Below are 23,720 nucleotides of genomic sequence, written 5' to 3' on the forward strand. Positions count from 1 at the left end.
ACCGGTCAGGACGGCGGGATCGCGGCTGTCAGGCGCGTCGTGAGTTCGCGGATGCAATCGATCAGTTCCGGCGGTGACTGGACCTCGAACGGGAGCCCGAGGATCCCGAGGTACACGGCGATCTGGTCGAGCGAGTTCGCGCCGGTCTCGACAAGGGTCGTCGTCTCGTCGAGGGGCGTCACCGAGGCGACGTGTGGCCCGTAGCGATCCGCGACCTCGTCGGCCGGTGCGTGGACCAGGACGCGGGCCTGATAGCGGTACCCCCCGGATGCCACGCCGCGGGTGGTGGTCTCCAGAGGAGGCGCCTCGCGTGGGGTGAAGCGCGGGCCGGTCGGGATCCGCGGTTCCAGTCGATCGAGGCGGAACGTGCGCCAGTCCTCACGGTCCAGGTCCCACGCCACCAGGTACCAGCGGCGGCCGGTGTGCACGAGTCGATGCGGCTCCGTCGTGCGAGTGGTCGCCGTACCGTCGTGGTTGCGGTAGTCGAAGCGCAGCCGGTGGTGGTCGCGACAGGCGGCGGCGACCGCGAGCAGTACGTCGGGTTGGACCGACGGCCCGCCCGCCGGAGTGACCGCGATCTGCTGGAGCAGTTCGATCCGGTGCCGCAGGCGGGACGGCAGGACCTGCTCGAGTTTGGTCAGCGCACGCACCGACGACTCCTCGGTCCCGGCCACGGTGCCGGTCGCGGCGGCGCGTAGGCCGACCGCGACGGCGATGGCCTCCTCGTCGTCGAGCAGCAGCGGCGGGAGCGCGGCGCCGGAGCCGAGGCGGTAGCCGGAGACCCCCGGTGCGGCGTCGACCGGGTAGCCGAGGTTGCGGAGCTTGTCGACGTCCCGCCGTACCGTCCGGACTCCGACGTCGAGCTCGTCGGCCAGGGCGGCGCCGCTCCACTCCTTGGGTTGCTGCAGGAGCGAGAGCAGTTTGAGCAGTCGTGCGGAGGTTTCCAGCATGGAATTTAGTCTGGCATCTAGTTAGGTCCGAAGGTGTCCTAACCGGGTGTCAGACTAGAGACATGATCAAGCCTTTCACCATCGACATTCCGCAGAGCACGCTCGACGACCTCGCTGCCAAGCTGGCGAGTGCCCGGTTCCCCGCCCCGTTGCCCGGTGACGACTGGACGACCGGCGTACCGGTGTCCTGGCTGTCCTCGCTGGTGGAGTACTGGCGGACCTCCTACGACTGGCGTGCGGCCGAGAAGGAGCTGAACTCGTACCCGCAGTTCACCACCGAGATCGAGGGGCAGCGGATCCACTTCATCCACGTGCGCTCGGCGGAGCCGGACGCGTTGCCGTTGATGCTGACGCACGGCTGGCCGGGGTCGATCGTCGAGTTCCTGGACCTGATCGGGCCGCTGACCGATCCGGTCGCGTTCGGTGGGCAGGCGTCGGATGCGTTCCATGTGGTGATCCCGGCGCTGCCCGGGTTCGGGTTCTCCGGGCCGACGGCGGACGACGACTGGACGTTCCCGCGGATCGGGCGCGTGTGGGCGGAGCTGATGAGCCGGCTCGGGTACGAGCGGTACGGCGTACAGGGCGGGGATCTCGGTGGCTCGGTGTCACCTGAGGTGGCGCGGGTCGCGCCGGAGCACGTGGTCGGCGTGCACACGAACGGCGGGACGAACCTGCCGCCGTTGCAGATCTCCGAGGACGAGCTCAAGACGCTGACGCCGCTGGAGCAGGACAAGATGGCGCGGATCGGGCAGTTCATGAAGGACGAGTTCGGCTACATCTCGATCCAGTCGACGCGGCCGCAGACGCTGGCATACGGGCTGGTCGACTCGCCGGTCGCGCAGCTGGCGTGGATCATGGACAAGTTCCACGCCTGGACGTTCCCGGCGGAGACCTTGCCCGAGGCAATCATCAGCAAGGACCGGTTGCTGACGAACGTGATGATGTACTGGCTGACCGGCACGGGCGGGTCCGCGGCGTACATCGGGTACGCCCAGCCGCGCTCGTGGGCACCGAGCCCGAACTCCGGCGTACCGACTGCGGTGCTGGCGCTCGCGCACGACGTGGCGATCCGGCGGTACTGCGAGACGTCGAACACGATCACGCGGTGGACGGACGTCGACCACGGCGGTCACTTCGCGGCGCTTGAGGAGCCGGAGCTGCTGGTCAAGGACGTGCGGGAGTTCTTCAGCTCGCTGCGGTGAAGCCTGTCAGCATCGCCTGCAGACCTTGCGTGAAGTGATCGCCGGGGGTTGCGCTGTCGGCTGCCTCGGCGAGGAGGTTGTAGGTGGGATCGGTGGGCGGCGGCTTACGGCTGCGGCCCACCGTTTCCACGGCGATGGTGAGCGCGTGGCCGATCGTGTACTCCCGGAGACAACGGGTGACCCGCAGTGCGTCGAGTGCCGTGAAACCGTTGCGTTGCAGGCTCTCGATCATGCGGTTGCCGGTGGCAATCGCCTCGGGGGAGCGGACCGGGCGGGAGGCGAACACGGTCACCGCCTGCGGGTGCTCCAAGAGTGTTGTCTTGAGCCTCTCGTTGTAGCCGGCCAACAACTCTCGCCAGCCGCTGTCCCAGGGCAGCGAGTCCACGTCGAGGCGGTCGAACAGCAGCTCGGCGATGCCGTCGTACAGATCCTCCTGGTCGGCGAAGTGACGGTAGGCGGCCATCGGGTCGGCGCCCAGCTCGGCGCCGAGCTTGCGCATCGAGAACTTCGGCAGGCCGACGCGGTCGATCAGGTCGAGCGCGACCTCGGCGATGTACCTGCGGTTCAGCACGACCCGCGTCGGCGGGGTCCGGTCAGGCATCGAAGTACTCCTGCAGACGACGCGCGAACTCGGCCGCCTCGCGTTGGTAGCCGAGGTGACCACCAGGAAATTCCAGACACGGTACGCCGAGCTCGGTGGCGAGCTGTTGCGCGGCGCGACTGTAGTAGCGGCCTTCGCTGAGATCGCCGACGCCGAAGGCCCATCTGGTCTTGGCGTCCTTGAGTGCTTCGCGGTCAGGTCGGTAGCGGACGAAGGCGGGCATCTCGCGGCGGATCAGGTTCTCGGCGTTGCCGAAGAGTCTGTTCATCTCGTTGTCGGGGGAGAGTCGGCCGGCCAGGGTGATGCCGGCGGTGGCGAGCCGGCGGCCGAGCTTGCGGTCGAAGAGCTTGGTCGGCCTGTCCATCGTGGTGGCGGCGAACTTCATCATCGCCGGCAGGGCGCCTTCGCGATCGGCGATCCGGCCGAGCTCGTCGAAGTCGGCGGTCCGTTCGGCGGCGTCGGGGAGGATCTGGACCACCGGGGCCTCGTGGACGACGGCGGCGGCTACGCGATCGGCGTACTGCGTGATCAGGCTGAGAGCCACCAGGCCGCCGGCGCTGGAGCCGAAGACGAAGGCTTGGTCGAGGCGGGCGTCGTCCAGGATCGCGACGATGTCCGCGGCCTGCTCGTCGAGGCCGCTGCCGGCGCCTGGTTTGCGGGTGCTGCGGGAGTTACCGCGGCGGTCGAACGTGATCACGCTGTAGCGGCGGGCGAGTTCGTCGACCAGGTCGCGGTACATCGCAGCGTCGCCTCCGCCGCCGGGGATCAGCACGACGGGCGGCCCGTCGCCGGTCCGCTCCACGTGCAGTTCGGCCGCCCCGGTGTCTACGCTGTAGATCATATCTACAGTGTAGACATGGCGCCGACTGCTGGTCGAACTCGGCGGGCCGAGGCCGGTTGAGGCCGGGTCGGGGCCGGTCGGTCCAGGTCGCCGAGGGCGGTCGGCTGAGGTCGGTCAGTCGAAGTCGGTCGAGGTGGTGAGGTGGGCCCAGGTGGCGGCTTCCTCGGCGCGGGATGCCGACGAGGTCACGGCGAGCTTGAGGGCGTCGGAGCCGAGCAGCAGGCGCAGCGGCGGGTTCTCGAGGTTGACGATCTCGAGGATCGCGGTCGCGGCCTTGGCCGGGTCGCCGGGCTGCTTGCCGTCGGTCTCCACGCGGCGCTGGTGCATCTCGCCGACAGTGGACTCGTAGTCCGGGTGGACGTCGTGGAGCTGCATCGAGGAGCCGCCCCAGTCGGTGCGGAAACCGCCGGGCTCGACGATCGTCACCTTGACTCCGAGCGGCCGCACCTCGTTGTTCAGCACCTCGGAGAACCCTTCGACGGCGAACTTCGCGGTCTGGTAGGCCCCCATCCCAGGCGTGCCACCGGCCCGCCCGCCGATCGACGAGAACTGCAGGAAGTGCCCGCTCCGCTGCTCGCGAAACACCGGCAGCGCCGCCTTCGTCACGTTCACCACGCCGAACAGGTTGGTCTCCACCTGCGCGCGGAAGTCGTCGTCGGCCATCTGCTCGATCGGTGCGCTGTTCGCGTAGCCGGCGTTGTTCGCCACCACGTCCAGCCCGCCGAACTCCTCGACCGCCGTCCGGGCCGCGGCGCGCGCGGCGTCGGCGTCCGTCACGTCCAGGGCGACCGCGCGGAGCTGGTCGCCGTACTTCGTCACCAGGTCGTCGAGCTGCTCGGGTTTGCGAGCGGTCGCGACGACGCGGTCGCCGGCCGCGAGCACGGCCTCGGTCAGGGCGCGGCCCAGGCCGCGCGAGCTGCCGGTGATCAACCAGATCTTGCTCATTGTCGTTCCTAACTAACCAAACGGTTGGATACGCCTCAATCTAACCAACCGGTTGGTTATAAATCAACCAACCGGTTGGTTGGTAAGCTGGCGGTATGCAGCAACGGAACGCAGACCGCACCCGCGCCCGGATCCTGGAGGCGGCCACCGAGGAGTTCGCCGCCCGCGGGATCGGCGGCGCGCGGGTGAGCCGGATCGCCGAGGTCGCCGAGTGCAACAAAGCGATGCTGTACGCGTACTTCGGGAACAAGGACGACCTGTTCGACGCGGTGTTCAGTGCGTCGCTGGAGAAGTACCTGGACGAGGTCGGGTTCGACGTCGACGACCTGCCGGCGTACGCGGGGCGGGTGTTCGACTACTTCGAGGCACACCCGGACCGGTTGCGGCTCTCGGTCTGGTACCGGCTGGAGCGGCCCGACGGGCAGCCGTTGGAGGCGATCGTGGCGGTCAACCAGGCCCGGCTCGATGAACTGCAGCGGGGGATGCGGCGGCGCGTGGTGCCGCGGCGGTTCACCGCGGTCAGCCTGTTGTCGCTGATCCAGGCGATCGCGACGAGCTGGTCCTCGATGAACCCCGAGCTCGGCACCGAGTTGCCGGACGCGATCATCCGGCGACGCGCGGTGGTGATGGCGGTGCAGCAGATTCTCAGCTGATTCATTGGTTGGCCCGATGGAGTTCTCAGTCTGGCGAGCTCTACTCGAAAGCAGAGGGAGAACTGGCCGAGGAGGGCACACACCAATGAACGAAACCGCTGGACCGGGACCGTACAACGGCGGGCAGTCGCCGGACGGCGGAATGCCATCGGACGGCACACCACAAAACCAGCAGCCACAGGCACAACAGCCGCAGCAGCCGCAGCCCCAGGGGCAGCAGCCGCAGCCGACGCCGCAGGCGGAGGGGCCGCAGCAGTGGCAGTCGGCGGCGCCGCAGTCCGCGCAGCCGGCGCAGCAGCGCGCGCCGCTTGGGCAGCAGCCGCCGCAGGCGCAGGGACCGCAGCAGCCGGCGCAGCAGGCGCCGCAGGGTCCGTCGCAGGCTTCGGGTGGTCAGCAGGTGCCGGGTGGGCAGCCGCAGTATCAGTACCAGCAGACGCCGGGGCCGTTTCAGCAGGCGCAGTACCAGCAGGGACAGCAAGCGCAGTGGCAGCAAGGACAGCAGGCGCCGTACTCGCAGGGGCAGCACGCGCCGTACCCGCCGTTCGGGCAGGTACCGTTGCCGTACGTGCCGCAGCGGCCGCCGAAGAAGCGTGGTCGCCGGTTGCTGGGGGCCGGTGCGATCGGGCTGGCCGCGGTGCTGGTCGCCGGTTCGGTTGCCTGGGGCATCAACCAGCACGGCGCGGGCCTTCCCTCGCAGCTCTCCCAGAAGGCCTTCGACGCCTCCTCCGTGGCCGCGAACGTCTCGCCCGGTCTGGTCGACGTCAACACCGTGCTCGGGTATGAGGGAGCACGAGCGGCGGGTACCGGGATCGTGCTGAGCTCCGACGGCGAGGTACTCACCAACCACCACGTGGTCCAGGGCGCCACGTCGATCACCGTGACGGACATCGGCAACGGCAAGACGTACAAGGCGAGTGTGGTCGGGTACGACGACCAGCACGACATCGCCGTACTCAAGCTGAAGGACGCCTCCGGACTGCAGACCGCGGACACCGGGAACTCCGACCAGGTGAAGGTCGGCGACCAGGTCGTCGGCGTCGGGAACGCAGGCGGCGTCGGCGGTACGCCGAGCTACGCGGCCGGCAAGGTCACCGCGCTGAACCAGTCGATCACCGCGACCGACGAAAGCGGTCAGGACCCGGAGAACCTGACGAACCTGATCGGGACCGACGCCGACATCCAGGCCGGTGACTCCGGTGGCCCGCTGGTGAACGCCAGCGGCAAGGTGATCGGCGTGGACGTCGCCGGCAACGGCGGCAACAACGGCGGCCAGGGCCGCCCGGGCCAGACCGCCGCGACGTCCGGCAGCACCGCGACCGCGACGCTGGCCGCCGGCGGATCCGGCACCGGGTACGGCGACGGCACGGGCAACGGCGACGGCACCGGCTCCCCGTTCGGCGACAACGGCCCCGGCAGTTGGGGCGATGGCTCCGGCAGCGACCTCGGCGACGGCTCCGGTAACGGCAGTGGTCTTGGTGACGGCAGCGGTAACGGCAGTGGTCTGGGTGACGGCAGCGGGCAGAGCCAGGGTCAGGGCAACGGGTTCGGCGACGGTCAGGGCGGGTCCGGGAACGGGTCCGGGACGACCACCGCCGGGTACGCGATCCCGATCAACCAGGCGCTCGACATCGCTCAGCAGATCGAGAACGGGAAGTCGTCGGACGCCGTACACATCGGTGACTCCGCGATGCTCGGCATCTCCGTGGTGGCCGGCCAAGGCACCACCGGCGCGGTCGTCGGCGACGTGGTCGCGAGCGGTCACGCCGACGAGGCCGGCATCCAGGCCGGTGACGTGATCACCTCGTTCGCCGGTCACACCGTCGAGTCGCCGGACACCCTGTCCACGCTGCTCAACAAGCAACACCCCGGCGACAAGGTCGAGGTCGGCTGGACCGACCAGTCCGGCCAGACCCACAAGGCCACCATCGAACTCATCACAGGCCCGGTCCGCTGACCGTAGCGCCTCCCCTCGCTACAGCGGACCGAACACGGGCCCGGCGCTCCTCCCCCCTCGGAGCACCGGGCCCGCTCTCTTGCCCCCAGATCCCAGCCGCCACCCGCCGAGTCGTGGGACACGGCTGAAGATTCGCAGCCCCACTTCACGACTCGGCGGATCGGGCGCCCGCCAGTTGCCACGACTCGCCGGAGGCCCAGCCGACCCCGCCGTGCCGGGTGCGTCGAGCGGGCGACCAGCCGAGAGTGCAGCGCAGTACGCCGCTCTGAAGCCTGCCCGCGGCACCCCCCGCCGCCGTACCCGCCGAAACCACCCCCACCCCGACGCCACCCGGTCCCCGATGCGGCGACTTCCGCCGAGTCGTGGGAAACGGCTGGAGACTCGCAGCCCCAGTTCACGACTCGGCGAATCCGGCGCCCGCCAATTGCCACGACTCGCCGAAGGCCCAGCCGACCCCGCCGTGCCGGGTGCGTCCAAGGCGCGACCAGCCGAGAGTGCAGCGCAGTACGCCGCTCTGAAGCCTGCCGGCGGCCAACCCCGCCTCCGTACCCGCTGAAACCACCCCACCCCAACCCCACCCGGTCCCCGATGCGGCGACCTCCGCCGAGTCGTGGGAGATGGCTGCGGATTCGCAGCCCCGGTTCACGACTCGGCGAATCGGGCGGCCGCCAGATGCCACGACTCGGTGGAGGTCGGGCGAGAAACCGGTGTGCCGACGTGGAGTGGGCGAGAGGCGAGCGGAGGTACGGCGCAGCACGCGCCTCGCACGCATCCGATGCGATCGCACAACACGCGCGCATCTCTCGACACACACGCATCGCACGACGCGTGCAACGGGCGTGCGACGGGCGTCCGACTCGCGCGGCCCGCGTTGCGCGGGGTGCGATGGCTTGGGTACGTCGGGCGCCGTTTGGCGTGCTGTTGGCGGTGCAGCGGTTGGCCTGTTCTCAAGCCGATGGTCTGCGTCGAGTCGTGGGTGACGGTTGGGGATTCGTAGCCGTGGTTCACGACTCGGGGAGCTGGTGGTCGCCGGATGCCACGACTCGGGGGAGTTGGTGGGTGCCGCGTGCTGCGACTCGGTGAAGGGCTAGGCGAAGAAGCCGGTTTGCCAGGTGGGGTGGGTGGGGGTCCAGCCGAGGGAGTGGGCGTGGGTGTTGGTGGCGCCTCGGGCCCAGGGAGTGCGGGGGGTTGTTGTGGGGGTGGGTGGCGTGGGGCCGCCGATGGATTGGGTGAAGGTGGGGAGCCAGGTGGTGGCGGGGGCGGGGGTGTTGTCGACGATGTTCACGGGGCCGTTGGGCCAGGTGAGGGCGGCTGCGGCGGCGATGGCGGCGTCGTCGATGTGGAGGAAGCTGGTGATGTCGGGGGTGACGGGGAGTTGGCCAGCCAGAGCTAGGTCGGCCATCAGGCCGCCTTTTCTGTACCAGGTGTCGGGGCCGTAGAGCATGCCGTAGCGGAGGACGACCCATTCGGGTGCTTCCGCGGTGATCTCCTCGAGGGTGGCGACCGCTCCCACCGTCGTACGGCGGGCTTCGTCGGCGGCGTGCCGGTCCAGCGGGGTGGACTCGGTCGCGGGAGTGGAGCCGGGTTCGTAGGCCCAGGCAATGCTTTGGGAGATGACCCGCGGTACGCCGGCTGCTCGGGCAGCGTCGACCAGGTTCCGGGTGCCTTCGCGGCGGATGCGGGTGTTGGCGGCGAAGTCGCGGGCGGTGAGGTCCGTCAGTTGGTGCATGACGACGTCCGGTCGCGCTGAGGCGACCACGTTCTGAAGATGATCGGCGTCGTACACATCGCCAAGCACCATCTGTACGCCGGCCGGAAGGTGAGCCGTCGTGTGTCGGGTGAGGGCTGTGACCTGGTGGCCGTCGGCGAGTAGCAGGGGGACGAGCCGGCGGCCGATCACGCCGGTGGCGCCGGCGACGAAGATCCTCATGGAGCCACCGTAGGCAAACCGGTACCCGCGTCCCTGGTCCAATCGGTGAACCGTTTCCCGGTCCACTTCCGGGACGGGTGAACATGCGTTTACTATTGCTGAGTAAACAGCCGTTCACCCCGCCGCTCGTGAGGACACTCCGCTTGATCGTCCGTCCTGCCGCTCACCCACGTCTGATCCTGGCCGCGCTCGCGTTCTGCGGTGTGCTGGTCTCGATCAGCCAGACCATCGTCGTACCGCTGCTGCCGTCGCTGCCCGCCATCACCCACAGCCCGGTGTCGGACGTCAGCTGGCTCATCACCGTGACGCTGCTGACCGGTGCCGTCTTCACCCCGCTGCTCGGCCGCGCCGGCGACATGTACGGGAAGCGGAAAGTTCTGCTGATCGCCCTGTCGTCGATGGTGATCGGCTCGCTGCTCTGCGCGACGAGTTCGAACCTGACCGTCCTGATCACCGGCCGCGCGTTCCAGGGGGCCGCGGTCGCCGTCGTACCGCTCGGCATCAGCATCCTGCGCGACGAGTTGCCGCCGGCCCGGGTGATCCCGTCGATCGCGATCATGAGCTCGACGCTCGGGATCGGCGCCGCGTTCGGGATCCCGGCGGCGACCCTGGTCGTCGAGTACGCGAACTGGCACACGATGTTCTGGATCAACCTCGGCCTCGGCCTGCTGGACGTCGTACTGGTGCTGCTGATCGTCCCCGAGTCAGCGGTCCGGACCAGCGGCCGGTTCGACGTCCTCGGCGGCCTCGGGCTCAGTGCGTTCCTGGTCTGTCTGCTCCTCGCCGTCTCGAAGAGCAACGCGTGGAGCGCCGGCCGACTGACAATCCTGTACGCCGTTGCCGTCCTGCTCGTCCCGCTCTGGGGCTGGTACGAGCTGCGCACCAAGAGCCCGCTCGTCGACCTCCGCGTCTCGGCGCGACCCGCCGTACTGTTCACCAACCTCAGCGCGCTGCTGATCGGTTTCGCGTTCTACGCCAACTCGCTGTCGACCGCGCAGCTCGTGCAGGAACCGAAGTGGACCGGTTACGGACTGGGCGAGTCGATCGTGGTCAGTGGGTTGTGTCTGCTGCCCGGCGGTGTCGCCATGGTGCTGCTCTCGCCGGTGTCCGCCCGGATCTCCAGCGCGCGCGGTCCGCGGTTCACGTTGATGATCGCCTCGGTGATCATGGCGGCCGGGTACGTCGTCCGCCTCTTCACCAGCAGCAACGTCGCCGGGATCGTGATCGGCGCGACCGTCGTCTCGGCCGGAACCGCCGTGGCGTACTCCGCACTTCCGGCACTGATCATGCATGCTGTGCCGGTCACGGAAACCGCCGCGGCCAACGGTCTGAACACGTTGATGCGCACGATCGGGCAGGCGATCTGCAGCACGATCGTCGCCACCGTGCTGGCCAACGTCACGATCTCGCAGGCCGGCAAGGTCGCGCCGGCGCTGTCGGCGTACCTGATCGTGTTCGTGATCGCGGGGATCGCCGCTGCGGTCGCCGCCGGGCTGGTGCTGCTGATCCCGGTACGCCGTGCCGCGCCCGCCGACCAGGTGGAAACGGTGCGGGTGGCGCGGACGTGACCGATCCGGGGCGAACCGCGATCCTGAGAGCGGCGCGGAAAGCGTTCGCGCGGGAGTCGTACGACGCGGTCACGCTCCGCGGGGTCGCCGCCGACGCGGGGGTCAGTGCCGCCCTGATCGTCAAGCACTACGGCAGCAAGGAAGCGCTGTTCGAGAAGGTCGCCGACTTCAGCGAGGCGGTCCAACTGCTGCTCGCCGCCCCGAACGAGCGACTCGGCGAGCACGCCGTCCGGACCCTGGTCCAGTACCGCCGTGACAACGACGCCGACCTGCTCGTCCGGGTGGTGTTCGCGGCCGGCAAGGGTGACGAGCGGGCGCAGATCCGCGAGCACTTCCGCGACCAGGTGGTCCGCGCCTTCATCGCCCGGCTGACCGGCCCGGACGCCGAGCTACGGGCGACGCTCGTCACCGGGCAGTTGCTCGGGCTCGGTGCCGCGATGGCGATCGACAAGACCGGCCCGATCGCCACCACCGACCCGGAAACGATCGTTGAGCTCTACGCGCCGGGAGTCCAAGCCCTGATCACCCCTTGAAACACCGTCTTAGAATGTGATCCGGGGTGCTGATTGCGGGCTGTGACGCCGCTAGCATGGCGATCCAGGCCGAGAGGCGCTGCAACGGACCCAGGTCCGCCACGCTCGACCTGAGTCTCTGACTGCAAGGGCGCCTCCGGAATCTTTTCTGGAGGGGTAGGCAGATGAGTGAAGCCGCGCTGCGGGACCTGCTGGATCAGCGGGTCGCGGTCCTCGACGGTGCGTGGGGCACGATGCTCCAAGGGGCGAAGCTGCAGCCCGCCGACTATCGGGGCGACCGGTTCGGCGACCACACGCACGATGTCACCGGTGATCCGGACCTGCTGAACCTGACACGTCCGGACGTGATCCTCGACGTCCACCGGCAGTACCTCGCGGCGGGTGCCGACATCACCACGACGAACACGTTCACCGCGACCAGCATCGGCCAGGCCGACTACGGTCTGCAGGAGTACGTGCGCGAGATGAACGTCGCCGGCGCGCGCCTGGCCCGCGAGGCCGCGGACGAGTTCGCCACGCCAGGCAGTCCCAAGTTCGTCGCCGGTTCGATCGGCCCGTTGAACGTGACGCTGTCGCTGTCCCCGCGCGTCGAGGACCCGTCGTACCGCGCGGTGTCCTTCCAGCAGGTGAAGGACGCGTACGCCGGGCAGATCGCCGCGCTCGCCGAGGGCGGTGTCGACCTGCTGCTGATCGAGACGATCTTCGACACTCTGAACGCGAAGGCTGCCGTCGCCGCGGCCCGTGAGGTCGCGCCGCAGTTGCCGCTGTGGATCTCCGTCACGATCGTCGACCTGAGCGGCCGGACGCTGTCGGGTCAGACGGTCGAGGCGTTCTGGAGTTCGGTCGAGCACGCCAAGCCGCTGGTCGTCGGCGTCAACTGTTCGCTCGGTGCCGCCGAGATGCGTCCGCACGTCGCCGACCTCGCGCGCTTCGCCGACACGTACGTCGCCTCGCACCCGAACGCCGGTCTCCCGAACGCCTTCGGTGGGTACGACGAGACGCCCGACGAGACCGCGGCGATGCTCGAGGAGTTCGCGCAGTCCGGGCTGGTCAACATCGTCGGCGGTTGTTGCGGGACGACTCCGGCCCACATCAAGCAGATCGCGCACGTCGTACAGGATCTCGAGCCGCGCACCGTCGTACGGCCGGATCACACGACGCGGTTCTCCGGGCTCGAGCCGTTCAAGATCGGCGCGGACACCGGGTTCGTGATGATCGGCGAGCGGACCAACGTGACCGGGTCGGCGAAGTTCCGCCGGCTGATCGAGGGTGACGACCACCAGGCCGCGGTCGACGTCGCGCTCGAGCAGGTGCGCGGCGGCGCGAACCTGCTGGACGTGAACATGGACGCCGACCTGCTGGACAGCGAGCAGGCGATGACCACGTTCCTGAACTTGATCGCGACCGAGCCCGAGGTGGCCCGGATCCCGATCATGATCGACAGCTCGAAGTGGTCGGTGCTGGAGACCGGGCTGAAGTGCGTGCAGGGCAAGGGCGTGGTCAACTCGATCAGCCTGAAGGAGGGCGAGGAGCAGTTCCTCGAGCACGCGCGCAAGATCCGCGACTACGGTGCGGGCGCCGTGGTGATGGCGTTCGACGAGCAGGGTCAGGCAGACACGGTCGAGCGCAAGGTGGAGATCTGCGGCCGGGCGTACGACCTGCTGACCCAGAAGATCGGCTTCCCGGCCGAGGACATCATCTTCGACCCGAACGTGCTGGCCGTCGCCACCGGCATGGCCGAGCACAACGGGTACGCGAAGAACTTCATCGAAGCGCTCCCGCTGATCAAGGACCGCTGTCCCGGCGTGCACATCAGCGGCGGTATCTCGAACCTGTCGTTCTCGTTCCGCGGTAACGACGTGGTCCGTGAGGCGATGCACTCCGCATTCCTGTTCCACGCCGGCAAGGTCGGCCTGGACATGGGCATCGTGAACGCGGGCCAGCTCGCGGTCTACGAGGACATCCCGAAGGACCTGCTGGAGCTGGTCGAGGACGTCATCTTCAATCGTCGCGAGGACGCCACCGACCGGCTGGTCGCGTTCGCCGAGAACGTGAAGGGCAAGGGCAAGCAGCGCGAGGTCGACCTTTCGTGGCGCGAAGGGCCGGTCGAGGAGCGGCTGTCACACGCGCTGGTGCACGGCATCGTCGACTACATCGAGGCCGACACCGAGGAGGCGCGGCAGCAGCTGCCCCGCCCGCTCGAGGTGATCGAGGGCCCGTTGATGGCCGGGATGAAGATCGTCGGCGACCTGTTCGGCGCGGGCAAGATGTTCCTGCCCCAGGTGGTGAAGAGCGCGCGGGTGATGAAGCGGTCGGTCGCGTACCTCGAGCCGTTCATGGAGGAGGAGAAGGAGCAGGCCCGCCGCGAGGGCCGCACGGAGATGGTGCGCGGCCAGGGCAAGGTCGTGCTCGCGACCGTGAAGGGCGACGTCCACGACATCGGCAAGAACATCGTCGGCGTGGTGCTCGGCTGCAACAACTACGAGGTCATCGACCTCGGCGTAATGGTGCCCGCGGCAAGGATTCTCGACACCGCGGTGGCCGAGGGCGCGGACGCGGTCGGGCTGTCCGGACTGATCACGCCGTCGCTGGACGAGATGGTGTCGGTGGCGTCCGAGATGCAGCGCCGCGGGCTGAAGCTCCCGCTGCTGATCGGTGGCGCCACCACGTCGAAGCAACACACCGCGGTCCGCATCGCACCGGCGTACGAGAAGACGACCGTGCACGTGCTGGACGCCTCGCGGGTGGTGGGCGTGGTGTCCGACCTGCTCGACGCCGACCGTGCCGATGCGCTTGCCAAGAGCAACAGCCTGGAGCAGGAGCGGCTGCGCGAGCAGCACGCGAACAAGCAGCGCAGTCCGCTGCTGACGGTCGAGCAGGCGCGGGCGAACAAGGAGCCGGTCGAGTACGGCGAGCTCCCGGTGCCGGCGTTCACCGGTCTCAAGCGCGTCTCACCGAGCATCGAGACGCTGCGCGCGATGATCGACTGGCAGTTCCTGTTCCTGGCCTGGGAACTGAAGGGGAAGTACCCGGCGATTCTCGATCAGCCGGTGGCGCGGGAACTGTTCGACGACGCGAACACGTTGCTGGACGAGATCATCGCCGACGGGTCCTTCACCGCCGAGGGCGTGTACGGGTTCTGGCCGGCGCACAGCGAGGGCGACGACATCATCCTCGACGGTCTGGACGCGTCGTTCCCGATGCTGCGGCAGCAGACCGAGAAGCCGGCGGGCCGGCACAACCGCTGCCTGGCCGACTACATCGCGCCGTCCGGTGACCACCTCGGTGGCTTCGGGGTCGCGATCCACGGGGCGGAGACGCTGGCGAAGTCGTACGAGGAACGCAACGACGACTACCGGGCGATCATGGTGAAGGCGCTGGCCGACCGGTTGGCCGAGGCGTTCGCGGAGTGGATCCACCTGGAGGCGCGGCGGGCGTGGTTCGAGCCGGACGCGCAGCCGGTGCTGGAGGACCTGCACGCCGAGCGTTTCCGCGGCATCCGCCCGGCGCTCGGCTACCCGGCGAGCCCGGACCACACCGAGAAGCGGGAACTGTTCGAGCTGCTCGAGGCCGACAAGCTCGGCCTCGGGCTGACCGAGTCGTTCGCGATGACCCCGGCGGCGGCCGTCTCCGGTCTGATCTTCGCCCACCCCGCGTCCCGCTACTTCAGCGTGGGCCGCGTGGGCCGCGACCAGATCCTGGACTACGCCGTACGGCGAGGACTCGCCGTCGACGAGGTCGAACGCTGGCTGCGCCCCAACCTCGCCTACGACCCGGAGTGAGGCGTCTATCGCCCGCGGGGACCTTCGGGACGCCTTGACCCCCACTGACTGAGCCAGGCGCGCGGTCCGCTGGTCGCCCTGCCGGCCCGGTCGTCGGTGCGGCTGCCGGTGCGGTTATCGCTGCGGTTGTCGGTGCCGGCCGCGCCTCGTGGCGAGCGCATGGCGGGATCGAGGCCGAACACCGGCTGGCCGGAATCGAGCAGTTCGAGAGCTGCCTTCCGCGCGGCGCTCTGGGGGTCGGCGCCGACGGTGCGCACCGCTTGGGCCGCCACGGCCGGGTCGGCGGCGCCGGTTTCGGGGTGCTTGACCGCAGCCTCGAAGCCGCGGCGCAGTGCGCCGGCGGTGAGCTCTCGCAGCTCGGCCGGTCCGGGCCCGTCGGCGCCGCGAATCATGCCGGTCATCGCCGTCCAGCGCCGATCGGGCGGTACGCCGATCAGCTCGCCGGCGATCGCGGCAATCTCCTGGGGGTCCGGCTCCCGACCCTGCTGCCGGACGATCTCGGCGAGCATCTCGCGCGCCGCCGGGGTGGCCGGGCCGCGGTCGGACCAGGAGAACTCCGGCGACGGGACATCGTCGGTGCGGATCAGACCTGCGGACTCGCTCTCGTGCCACACCGCGGCCAGCTGATCCTGGGTCACGATGTCGGCCAGCGCGGCGTTCAGCCGGGCCTCCGGGTGGGCTCCCGGGTTCCCCTGGAGATCCGGCAGCGGGCTCATGATCTCCACGACCTGAGTCGTCGTGTAGCCGGTGGCCTCGACCAGCGCCGTCCAGCGCGCCTGCCGTTGGCGTTGACTCGGGGCCTTCTTGCCGGCGTCATCGTGCTGCCGGCCGATCGCCGCGCGGACCGTTGCGAGGTGGCGCCGGGGAATGATCAGTGGCCGGTCGGGCGAACTCATCGCCCGTTCGAAGTAGTCCAGGTTCGGCTCTTTGTCGGAGATCAGAACCTGGCCGTCCCAGTGCGTGGCGGCGTACCGTCCGCCGATCGGGCCGATGGCCTCGACGACCGAGACCGCCCAGAAATACTCCGGGCCGATGCGCAGCTCTTCGTCAGCCATTGTTCTCCTGTCGTGCCGTGCGGGCCTTACGGTCTGCCGGCGCCGACGAGCGCGCCCGATCCAGCGTAGGGGCGCGGCGGGTTCACCGTGCCGATGTCACACTTTCGTGCGCGAACGACTCCCAGAGGGCATGAACACCATGAGTTCGACCGACACCTTCCTCGAGCAGCGCGAGTTGCTGTTCTCGATCGTCTACAACGTGCTCGGCAGCGTCGCGGACACCGAGGACGTGCTGCAGGAGACCTGGCTGGCCTGGTCCGGCCGCACCGACGTACAGAACCCGCGCGCGTACCTCGTGCGCGTGGCCGTGAACGCCGCGCTGGCTCGGCGGGCCTCGATCAACCGGCGCAAGGAGGAGTACGTCGGCCCGTGGCTGCCGGAGCCGGTGCTCACCCCGATCGACCCGGTGGAGCGGACCGAGGCGGTCTCGCTCGCGATGCTCGTCGTACTGGAGACGCTGACGCCGTTGGAGCGCGCGGTGTTCGTGCTGCACGAGGTGTTCGGGTATCAGTTGGCCGAGATCGCGGGGATCCTCGGGCGGACGCCGGCCGCGGTACGGCAGCTCGCGCATCGGGCGCGGGAGCACGTCCGGGCGCGACGGCCACGGTTCACCGCGGATCCGCAGGTGCGGTTGGACGTGACGCAGCGGTTCATCGACGCGATCGTCGGCGGGGATCTGAACGCGCTGATGGAGGTGCTGGCGCCGGACGTCACGTTGTGGGCCGATGGAGGTGGCAAGGCGCGTGCCGCCGGGCTGCACCCGATCCTGGGCCGGGACCGGATCGCGCCGTTGATCATCGGCGATCGGCTGCGCCGCCCGGTGCCGTCGCTCGGTGTCGAGTACCGCACCGTGAACGGTGACCCGTCGGCGGTGCTCCTCACCGGCGCCACGCCGTACGCCGTGATCGTGCTGGAGGTCGAGGGCGATCAGATCACCGGGATCTACGCGATCACCAACCCGGACAAGCTCGCCCACCTGGCGGTGAACTGAGATGACCACACTCGCTGTTCTCGTGGTCGCTGTGACCGTTGCGATCAACGCGTTCTCCGGGATCGCCGCGCTGTTGCACTGGCAGCCGATCCTGCCGGGGATGGCGAAGGCCGGCGTACCGGAGTCCTGGCTGTCGTTCCCGATCGGGACGTTGAAGACCGCGGGCGCGCTCGGGTTGCTCGCCGGGCTGATTGGGCAGCTTCCGTCGTTGGTGGCGGCGGCCGCGATTGGGCTGTTGTTGTTCTTCGTGTGTGCGTTGTACACGCATGTGCGCGCCGCGGATTACACCGCCCAGTTCGCGCTCGCGGTGTTCTTCCTGGCGATGGCCTGCGCCTCGTTGGTGCTTACTCTCGAGGCATGAGCGTGAGAGCTGCTGTTGCCGGGGACACCGATGCGGTTGCTGCGATTTGGTACGACGGTTGGCTGGACGGGCATCTCGGGCATGTCCCTGACGAATTGGTCGCGGTGCGGACCGAGGAATCGTTCTGGATGCGTGCTGCGCAACGGATTGCGGACACGACGGTCTCGATAGTCGGTGACGAGGTCGCGGGGTTTGTGATGGTGGTGGGGGACGAGGTGGAGCAGGTGTACGTCGGGCGCGAGCACCGTGGCGCGGGAGTGGCCGGCGTACTGCTGAGTGAGGCCGAGCGGCAGGTGAAGGCGAACGGGCATCAGCAGGCCTGGCTGGCCGTGGCGACCGGGAACGCGCGGGCGCGACGCTTCTACGAGCGCAGCGGCTGGACGGACGCGGGCGCCTTCGACTACCCGGCCGCGGTCGGCGACGGAACGCTGCCGGTGCCCTGTCATCGATACGTGAAGGCCGTCTGACTACGTGCAGGTTTCCCCTGGTCTTCCGGTTGTCGCGCCGCCGACAGGCCCGGGGCGGGGTTAGTTTGCTTCGGCAAGCATTCCCGTTCTGAAGGGGTCACGATGGCATTCCGTTCCTGGCGCCGGCCGTCCCGTCGGGTGGTTCTGACCGGCGTCGCCGCAGTAGCGATGGCATCGGTGGTCGGTGGGGTCGCGTACTCCGCCGGCGCCGCGACGCAGCAGCCGGCGATCCAGACGTCGACGCCGCACAGCGAGAAGCAGGTCACCAACATCGACGTACTGCGCCAGCAGTTGCGCAACTACTACGGCGACCCGCTCGGCAGCGGCACGTTCGCGGACGACAGCTACTACGCCAAGGAGGCCCGCTCGGTGGCCGCCGCCGGCACGCGCTGGATCTCGGTGCCGCACCACACGCGCAAGACCAAGGCGATCCTGCTGGACGTCGACGACACTGCGCTGGCGACCTGGAACTACGAGATCTTCAGCAACTGGGCGTACAACCCGACCACCAACGCGGACTACGTGCTGAACCAGAAGTTCCCGGCCGTCCCGGGCATGGTCGACATGGTGAAGAAGGCCCAGGCCGAGGGGTACGCGATCTTCTTCCTGACCGGCCGCGGTGCCGCGCAGGAGAAGGCCACGCTCGGCAACCTGACCACCGACGGTGTCGGCGTCGACGCCGGCTACCCGGCGCCGACCGCGCTCAGCAACGGTGAGGACGGCCTGTTCACCAAGCCGGCCGTCGCGGACTACCCGGACTACCTGAAGCAGGCCTGCGCCGGCGACCCGAACGGCTCGTGTACGACGATCCACTACAAGTCGGCCACCCGGGCGCACATCGAGTCCCTCGGCTACGAGATCGTGGCGAACTTCGGCGACCAGTACTCCGACCTGAAGGGCGGCTCCGCGGACCGCACCTTCAAGCTCCCGAACCCGAACTACTACCTGCCCTGATCCCGGGGCAGCGCGCCGTACAGCAAGGTCCGTAGGCCGTCGGTCAGTGACGGCCCGAAGTCCATCCTGATCGCCTCGAGTGCCGGATCGGCCTCGTAGGCGGCCAGGATGGCCGGCACCGGGTGCGAGTGTGACCAGATCGCCCCGGCGAGCAGGCTCGCGGTGGCGATGAAGCGACCCGCGCCGTCCCGGCCGAGCTCCGGCAGGACGCCCTCGACCGCTGCGATCATCTGCTGGTAGGCGACCGCGGCCGCGCGTTTGAACGTCAGCGCGGTCTCGGTCGTGATATTCCGCTCGAGGACCGCCGCCTGCGCACTGATCAGGTCGCAGAGCACCGGCCGCTTGGCCAGCGTGCCGACGATGGCGCTGATCAACTGCTCCCCGCGCTCGGTGACCGACAACTCGGGAAGCGCGTCGCCGAGCGTCGCCGCCAGGTCCTGCACCCAGGCCGTCAGTTCGCTGCTCGACAGCTCGAGCAGGACCGCCTCGCGCGAGTCGAAGTAGTTCAGCACGTTCGACTTCGCGAGGCCGACGCGGCGACTCAGCTCGTTGAGGCTGAGGTCGGCGACCGGCATCTCGGTCAGCATCGTGGCCGCCGTCGCGAGGATCGCCCGGCGCCGCTCGGCCCGCTGCTCGGCGCTCCGCGCGCGCTGGAAAGTCATCTCCTCATTCTACAGACCGACGGTCTGTTGTTATCGTACCGATGGTCTGATAACGTCGATCTCATAACAGACCACCAGTCTTTTATGGAGAGTGGATCATGTACGACGTCCCTGATCAGACCGGCAAGCTCGTTGTCGTCACCGGCGCCAACAGCGGCACCGGTAAAGAGGCCACGAAACGTCTCGCGGCGGCCGGCGCCCGCGTGGTGATGGCCGTCCGGACCCCGGCGAAGGGCGAGGCCGCGAAGGCCGAGATCCTCGCCGCGCATCCCGAGGCCCAGCTGGAGGTACGGCGGATCGACCTCGCCGACCTCGCCTCGGTCCAGGAGTTCGCCGACCAACTGAGCGCCGACGAGCCGCACCTGGATGTACTGGTGAACAACGCCGGCGTGATGGTCCCGCCGACCCGGATCACCACGAAGGACGGTTTCGAGCTGCAGTTCGGCTCGAACTTCCTCGGTCCGTTCGCGCTCACCGTGCGGCTGCTGCCGTTGCTCCTCGCCGCACCGGCGCCTCGGGTCGCGACGATGTCGAGCGGGGCGGCGTACCAGGGTGAGATCGAGTTCGACGACCTGCAGTGGGAGCGGCGGTACCGGCGTACGGCGGCGTACGCGCAGTCGAAGCTTGCGGACCTGATCCTGAGCAACCACCTCGCCAAGCTGTCGGCCGAGCGCGACTGGGGTCTGGTCAGCGTCGCCGCGCACCCCGGCTACACGCGCACCAACCTGCAAAGCGCCGGCGCCAACCTGGGCCCCAAACGGCAGTCCTTCGCGTGGCGGCTCTTCCTGGAGCACAACCCGATTCCCAAGCAGGACGTGGAGATCGGCACCGAACCGCTGCTGTTCGCCGCCGCGGACCCAGCCGCCAAGGCGGGGGAGTATTACGGACCCGATGGTCTGTTCGGCCTGGTCGGCAAAACCACCCTCGTCCGGAACCCGAAGCGCGCCACCGATCCGGAGGTCAACGCCCGGCTGTGGGAGGTCTCGGAAGGACTGACGGGCGTCGCGTTGCCCTCTATCCTGCGGAAATGAGCGAGTGGTCGAGCGGGGGAATCTACGAGTCGTACGTCGGCCGCTGGAGCCGGCTCGTCGCGACCGAGTTCGTCGACTGGCTCGGTCGACCGGCCGGCCTGCGCTGGCTCGACGTTGGCTGTGGGACGGGTGCGCTGACCAGCACGATCCTTCGGACGGCGGACCCAGTGGCGGTGCTCGGTGTCGACCCGTCGGCCGGCTTCGTCGAGTACGCCCGGCAGCACGTCCACGACGAGCGGGCGAGCTTCGACGTGCGGTCGGCGGCCGAGCTGCCTGACGGTCCGTTCGACGTGGTGGTCGCGGGCCTGGTGCTCAACTTCGTGCCGGAGCGGGTCGAGGCGCTGCGCCGGATCCGCGAGATCGGTGCGACGGTCGCCGTCTACGTGTGGGACTACGCCGATGGCATGCAGTTGATGCGGTACTTCTTCGACGCGATGGTCGAGGTGCGTCCGCAGGATCGCGAGTACGACGAGGGCCGCCGGTTCACTTTCTGCACCGAGGAAGGGCTGAAGGGGCTGTTCAGCGCCGCCGGGTTCGATGCGGTGCGGACGCGCGAGATCGTCGTACCGACGGTGTTCGCGTCGTTCGACGACTACTGGCAGCCGTTCCTCGGTGGGCAGGGGGTCGCGCCGGCGTACCTGCGGAGTCTCGCCGAGCCGGATCACCTGGCGTTGCGCGACGCCGTGCGGGCGCGGCTGCCGATCGAGGCGGACGGGTCGATCAAGCTGACGGCGCGGGCGTGGGCGGCGGCGGGCTGACCCGTCGGCCGAGGTAATCGTCACGCAGCAGGCCGTACAGCAGATCGTCGGTCCACTCGCGCTTGATCCACGTGTTCGACAGCCGCAGTCCCTCACGCGTGAAGCCGACGCGCTCGAGCAGCTTGGCCGACGCGGTGTTGCGGGCGTCGCACTCGGCCGAGACCCGGTGCAGCTCCCGCTCGACGAACGCGTACTCCAGCAGCCCGAGCACGGCCTCGGACGCGTAGCCCTGCCCCTGGTATTCCGGTGCGAGCGTGAACCCGAGATCGGCCTGCATCAGGTTCTTGTGCAGGTTCAGCCCGATATCGCCGATCAGTACGCCGTCCAGGTCGACGGCGTACTGGAACCAGCCGGGCGCCTCCGGATCGCTCTGCGCGAACCGCTCGACGTTCTCCCGCGCCTCGTCCATCGGCACCGGCGCCTCCCAGCCCTGGTACCGCGCCACCGCGGGAACCGAGCGGTACGCCGCGAACGGTTCGGCATCGTCAAGGGTGAAACGGCGCAGGGTCAGCCGTTCGGTGCTCGCGAACATCGGGCCATCATGTCAAGAACGCGCGCTCGACTCCGTCCTTTTATGAGAGGAGAGCGCCGATGAAGTTCCTACTGATCCTGCGGGGTGCCGGGGAGGCACGGCTGCGGCGTGACGAGTTCGAGCGAGCCGCCCACGACGCCGGTGAACTGGTCGGCAGCGGGCTGCTCGCGGATCCCCAACTGGCCATCCAGCTACCCGGCCGGCTGCCCGAGTGCGAACCCAGCCAGATCGACGGGTACTACGTCATCGACGTCGACACCCGCGACCGCGCGATCGAGCTCGCCCGCCTACTGCCCGACACCCGAGCCCCCGGCCGCTCCGTCGAGATCCGCGCCCTCATGCAACCCACCGCCGCCGACTTCTAGTCCTTGACGACTTCGAACCAGAGGCTGGTGGCGAGTGGGGACTCGGTGACGCTCTTTCGCTGGAGCCGGACGGTGCGGCCGCCGGGGTGGTCGAAGAGGCGGGTGCCGTCGCCGAGCATCACCGGGGCGAAGAGCAGCAGAACCTCGTCGAGTTCACCGGCCTCGACGCATTGCTTGGCGATGTTGGCGCCGATGACGTTCACGTACTTGTCGCCGGCCGCTGCCTTCGCCTGCGCGAGCGCCTTGGGGAAGTCGTCGACGTAGGTGACATCGGGCTCGGGCGTGGACGGTGGGCGGTGCGTGACGACGTACAGCGGGCCGTTCCAGCCGCCGCCGAACGCCTCGCCCTCGCCGGCCTCGCCCTTGTGTGGGTCGTCGCCGTCGTGCGATCGCCGGCCGACCAGCAATGACCCGATCCGCGGGACCAGTTCGTCGACCTCCGGATTGGGCCCGAGGTACGGGCGCATCCACTGCATGTCCCCGTCCGGTCCGGTGATGAAGCCGTCCACCGACATCGTCACCGAGTACAAGACCTTCGCCATGCGTGCCTCCTGAGAGTGGGTTGGTTCTCGTTGGGACGAGTGAGCGCGGAAAAACTCATCGGCACGCCCCGCTGCGGTCGTTCGGCTGGGATCTGGGTAGCCTTCCGGCAACTTGGTTTCCAGTGCGTGAGGCGAGGTGGAGCGGCGATGCCCGAACTGGACGACGTCCGCCCGCCGAACCCGGCTCCGATCGATCTCGGGCGAGCGTCGCAGGCGCGGGTGTACGACGTACTGCTCGGGGGCAAGAACGCCTTCGAGGTCGACCGGCAGTTCGTCCAGGAGCTGCTCAAGATCGCCCCGGAACTGCCCGAGCTGACTCGGCAGAACCGCCGGTGGATGGCTGAAGCGGTGACCCGGATGGCGACCGACGGCCGGATCGACCAGTTCCTCGACCTCGGCGCCGGACTCCCGACCGCGGAGAACACCCACGACGTCGTACTGCGGACCAACGCCGCCGCGAAGGTCGTGTACGTCGACCACGACCTGACCGCGATCTCGCACGGCCGGGCGCTGCTCGCCGACGAGCAGCGCAGCTTCTTCGCGGGCGCGGACCTGACCGACGCGGCGGCCGTCCTGACAGATCCGGTGGTGACCGGCGCGCTCGATCTGACCCGCCCGGTCGGGATCCTGCTCGGCATGGTTCTGCACTCGGCCGCCGATCCCGGCGCCGTCGTCGCGGACTACCTGGCCGCCGTGCCGGCCGGTTCGTACCTGGCGCTCACCCACCCGATCAACCCGCGCGACGGTGGCCGGCTGGCTGGGTTCTCGACCGCGATCGAGGGGAAGCTGCGGGACACGTTCCCGCACATCCGGTTCCGGACCCGGGACGAGGTGGCGGCGCTCCTCGGCGGGCTCGAGCTGGTCGAGCCGGGGCTGGTCGACCTGACCTCCTGGTGGCCGGACGACGAGCGGAAGCTCAGCACCACCGGCGCGGGACAGCTCCTGCTGGTCGCGCTCGGCCGCAAACCCGGGTAATTCACTGGTGTCCGGCGACCGCCCGGACCATGATGGGTCGCATGTCTGCCAAGGCTGCTGCCGCTCAC

General features: G+C 69.1%; 23 protein-coding genes and 1 riboswitch. Of the genes, 14 read left to right on the plus strand and 9 right to left on the minus strand.

What is annotated here, in order from left to right; all coding sequences use genetic code 11:
• Window positions 1–5: 5 nt before the first annotated feature.
• The gene (locus ACWGID_RS14570; protein ID WP_452196951.1) at window positions 6–950 is read right to left on the minus strand and encodes a helix-turn-helix transcriptional regulator; all 945 of its coding nucleotides are present in this window, start codon (window positions 948–950) and stop codon (window positions 6–8) included.
• Between the two features lie 62 nt (window positions 951–1,012).
• Here ACWGID_RS14570 and ACWGID_RS14575 point away from each other — a divergent pair, with 62 nt between their 5' ends.
• Window positions 1,013–2,152, plus strand: a complete 1,140-nt coding sequence (locus tag ACWGID_RS14575; RefSeq protein WP_452196952.1) for an epoxide hydrolase family protein — start codon at window positions 1,013–1,015, stop codon at window positions 2,150–2,152.
• Here the strand turns inward: ACWGID_RS14575 and ACWGID_RS14580 are convergent.
• The 3 genes from ACWGID_RS14580 to ACWGID_RS14590 all read right to left on the minus strand — a co-directional run bounded on the left by ACWGID_RS14580 (window position 2,136) and on the right by ACWGID_RS14590 (window position 4,539).
• Complete coding sequence (locus ACWGID_RS14580; protein WP_452196953.1) at window positions 2,136–2,753, minus strand: TetR/AcrR family transcriptional regulator C-terminal domain-containing protein; 618 nt, start codon at window positions 2,751–2,753, stop codon at window positions 2,136–2,138. The two genes, ACWGID_RS14575 and ACWGID_RS14580, sit on opposite strands and share 17 nt — an antisense overlap.
• Window positions 2,746–3,594: an alpha/beta fold hydrolase gene (locus ACWGID_RS14585; RefSeq protein WP_452196954.1), complete on the minus strand. Its 849-nt coding sequence runs from the start codon at window positions 3,592–3,594 to the stop codon at window positions 2,746–2,748. Before ACWGID_RS14585 ends, ACWGID_RS14580 begins: the two co-directional genes overlap by 8 nt.
• Before the next feature lie 114 nt (window positions 3,595–3,708).
• On the minus strand, window positions 3,709–4,539 hold the full coding sequence (locus tag ACWGID_RS14590) for an oxidoreductase (RefSeq protein WP_452196955.1): 831 nt from the start codon (window positions 4,537–4,539) through the stop codon (window positions 3,709–3,711).
• A 95-nt stretch (window positions 4,540–4,634) separates the two neighbouring features.
• On the opposite strand from ACWGID_RS14590, the gene ACWGID_RS14595 reads away from it, so the two are divergent.
• A complete protein-coding gene (locus ACWGID_RS14595) occupies window positions 4,635–5,192 on the plus strand; it encodes a TetR family transcriptional regulator (RefSeq protein WP_452196956.1) in 558 nt (185 codons plus the stop codon).
• 85 nt (window positions 5,193–5,277) lie between these two features.
• Complete coding sequence (locus ACWGID_RS14600; protein WP_452196957.1) at window positions 5,278–7,146, plus strand: S1C family serine protease; 1,869 nt, start codon at window positions 5,278–5,280, stop codon at window positions 7,144–7,146.
• 1,087 nt (window positions 7,147–8,233) lie between these two features.
• Here ACWGID_RS14600 and ACWGID_RS14605 read toward each other — a convergent pair.
• On the minus strand, window positions 8,234–9,076 hold the full coding sequence (locus ACWGID_RS14605) for an NAD-dependent epimerase/dehydratase family protein (protein WP_452196958.1): 843 nt from the start codon (window positions 9,074–9,076) through the stop codon (window positions 8,234–8,236).
• Window positions 9,077–9,219: 143 nt separating this feature from the next.
• Between ACWGID_RS14605 and ACWGID_RS14610 the strand changes: the two genes are divergently transcribed.
• The 3 genes from ACWGID_RS14610 to metH all read left to right on the plus strand — a co-directional run bounded on the left by ACWGID_RS14610 (window position 9,220) and on the right by metH (window position 14,959).
• Window positions 9,220–10,644: an MFS transporter gene (locus ACWGID_RS14610; RefSeq protein ID WP_452196959.1), complete on the plus strand. Its 1,425-nt coding sequence runs from the start codon at window positions 9,220–9,222 to the stop codon at window positions 10,642–10,644.
• On the plus strand, window positions 10,641–11,177 hold the full coding sequence (locus tag ACWGID_RS14615; protein WP_452196960.1) for a TetR/AcrR family transcriptional regulator: 537 nt from the start codon (window positions 10,641–10,643) through the stop codon (window positions 11,175–11,177). The genes ACWGID_RS14610 and ACWGID_RS14615 overlap by 4 nt, the downstream gene beginning before the upstream one ends.
• Before the next feature lie 65 nt (window positions 11,178–11,242).
• Window positions 11,243–11,320, plus strand: a riboswitch (S-adenosyl-L-homocysteine riboswitch).
• 21 nt (window positions 11,321–11,341) lie between these two features.
• On the plus strand, window positions 11,342–14,959 hold the full coding sequence (gene metH, locus ACWGID_RS14620) for a methionine synthase (RefSeq protein WP_452196961.1): 3,618 nt from the start codon (window positions 11,342–11,344) through the stop codon (window positions 14,957–14,959).
• Window positions 14,960–14,964: 5 nt separating this feature from the next.
• On the opposite strand, the gene ACWGID_RS14625 is transcribed toward metH, so the two are convergent.
• Window positions 14,965–16,014 (minus strand): hypothetical protein, encoded by a 1,050-nt coding sequence (locus ACWGID_RS14625; RefSeq protein ID WP_452196962.1) that lies wholly within the window; start codon window positions 16,012–16,014, stop codon window positions 14,965–14,967.
• 139 nt (window positions 16,015–16,153) lie between these two features.
• Between ACWGID_RS14625 and sigJ the strand changes: the two genes are divergently transcribed.
• From sigJ to ACWGID_RS14645, 4 genes are all read left to right on the plus strand, one after another.
• The gene (sigJ, locus tag ACWGID_RS14630; RefSeq protein WP_452196963.1) at window positions 16,154–17,005 is read left to right on the plus strand and encodes an RNA polymerase sigma factor SigJ; all 852 of its coding nucleotides are present in this window, start codon (window positions 16,154–16,156) and stop codon (window positions 17,003–17,005) included.
• A gap of 1 nt (window position 17,006) precedes the next feature.
• Window positions 17,007–17,366 (plus strand): DoxX family protein, encoded by a 360-nt coding sequence (locus ACWGID_RS14635; protein ID WP_452196964.1) that lies wholly within the window; start codon window positions 17,007–17,009, stop codon window positions 17,364–17,366.
• Entirely contained in the window at window positions 17,363–17,833 is a 471-nt protein-coding gene (locus tag ACWGID_RS14640) for an N-acetyltransferase family protein (protein ID WP_452196965.1), read from the plus strand. The genes ACWGID_RS14635 and ACWGID_RS14640 overlap by 4 nt, the downstream gene beginning before the upstream one ends.
• A gap of 102 nt (window positions 17,834–17,935) precedes the next feature.
• Window positions 17,936–18,787 (plus strand): HAD family acid phosphatase, encoded by an 852-nt coding sequence (locus ACWGID_RS14645; protein WP_452196966.1) that lies wholly within the window; start codon window positions 17,936–17,938, stop codon window positions 18,785–18,787.
• Here ACWGID_RS14645 and ACWGID_RS14650 read toward each other — a convergent pair.
• Window positions 18,775–19,449, minus strand: a complete 675-nt coding sequence (locus ACWGID_RS14650; RefSeq protein ID WP_452196967.1) for a TetR family transcriptional regulator — start codon at window positions 19,447–19,449, stop codon at window positions 18,775–18,777. The genes ACWGID_RS14645 and ACWGID_RS14650 overlap by 13 nt on opposite strands.
• A 98-nt stretch (window positions 19,450–19,547) precedes the next feature.
• Between ACWGID_RS14650 and ACWGID_RS14655 the strand changes: the two genes are divergently transcribed.
• Both ACWGID_RS14655 and ACWGID_RS14660 read left to right on the plus strand, forming a co-directional pair.
• Window positions 19,548–20,480 carry an SDR family oxidoreductase gene (locus ACWGID_RS14655; protein WP_452196968.1) on the plus strand — a complete coding sequence of 311 codons (933 nt, stop codon included), beginning with the start codon at window positions 19,548–19,550 and terminating at the stop codon, window positions 20,478–20,480.
• Window positions 20,477–21,238: a class I SAM-dependent methyltransferase gene (locus ACWGID_RS14660; protein ID WP_452196969.1), complete on the plus strand. Its 762-nt coding sequence runs from the start codon at window positions 20,477–20,479 to the stop codon at window positions 21,236–21,238. Before ACWGID_RS14655 ends, ACWGID_RS14660 begins: the two co-directional genes overlap by 4 nt.
• Here the strand turns inward: ACWGID_RS14660 and ACWGID_RS14665 are convergent.
• Window positions 21,201–21,770: a GNAT family N-acetyltransferase gene (locus ACWGID_RS14665; RefSeq protein ID WP_452196970.1), complete on the minus strand. Its 570-nt coding sequence runs from the start codon at window positions 21,768–21,770 to the stop codon at window positions 21,201–21,203. The two genes, ACWGID_RS14660 and ACWGID_RS14665, sit on opposite strands and share 38 nt — an antisense overlap.
• A 59-nt stretch (window positions 21,771–21,829) precedes the next feature.
• Here ACWGID_RS14665 and ACWGID_RS14670 point away from each other — a divergent pair, with 59 nt between their 5' ends.
• Window positions 21,830–22,135 carry a YciI family protein gene (locus ACWGID_RS14670; RefSeq protein ID WP_452196971.1) on the plus strand — a complete coding sequence of 102 codons (306 nt, stop codon included), beginning with the start codon at window positions 21,830–21,832 and terminating at the stop codon, window positions 22,133–22,135.
• On the opposite strand, the gene ACWGID_RS14675 is transcribed toward ACWGID_RS14670, so the two are convergent.
• Window positions 22,132–22,677, minus strand: coding sequence for a dihydrofolate reductase family protein (locus tag ACWGID_RS14675; protein ID WP_452196972.1), 546 nt, complete (start codon window positions 22,675–22,677; stop codon window positions 22,132–22,134). The genes ACWGID_RS14670 and ACWGID_RS14675 overlap by 4 nt on opposite strands.
• Window positions 22,678–22,824: 147 nt before the next feature.
• Between ACWGID_RS14675 and ACWGID_RS14680 the strand changes: the two genes are divergently transcribed.
• Complete coding sequence (locus ACWGID_RS14680) at window positions 22,825–23,652, plus strand: SAM-dependent methyltransferase (RefSeq protein WP_452196973.1); 828 nt, start codon at window positions 22,825–22,827, stop codon at window positions 23,650–23,652.
• Window positions 23,653–23,720 lie beyond the last annotated feature (68 nt).

This window comes from Kribbella sp. NPDC054772 (assembly GCF_053611945.1).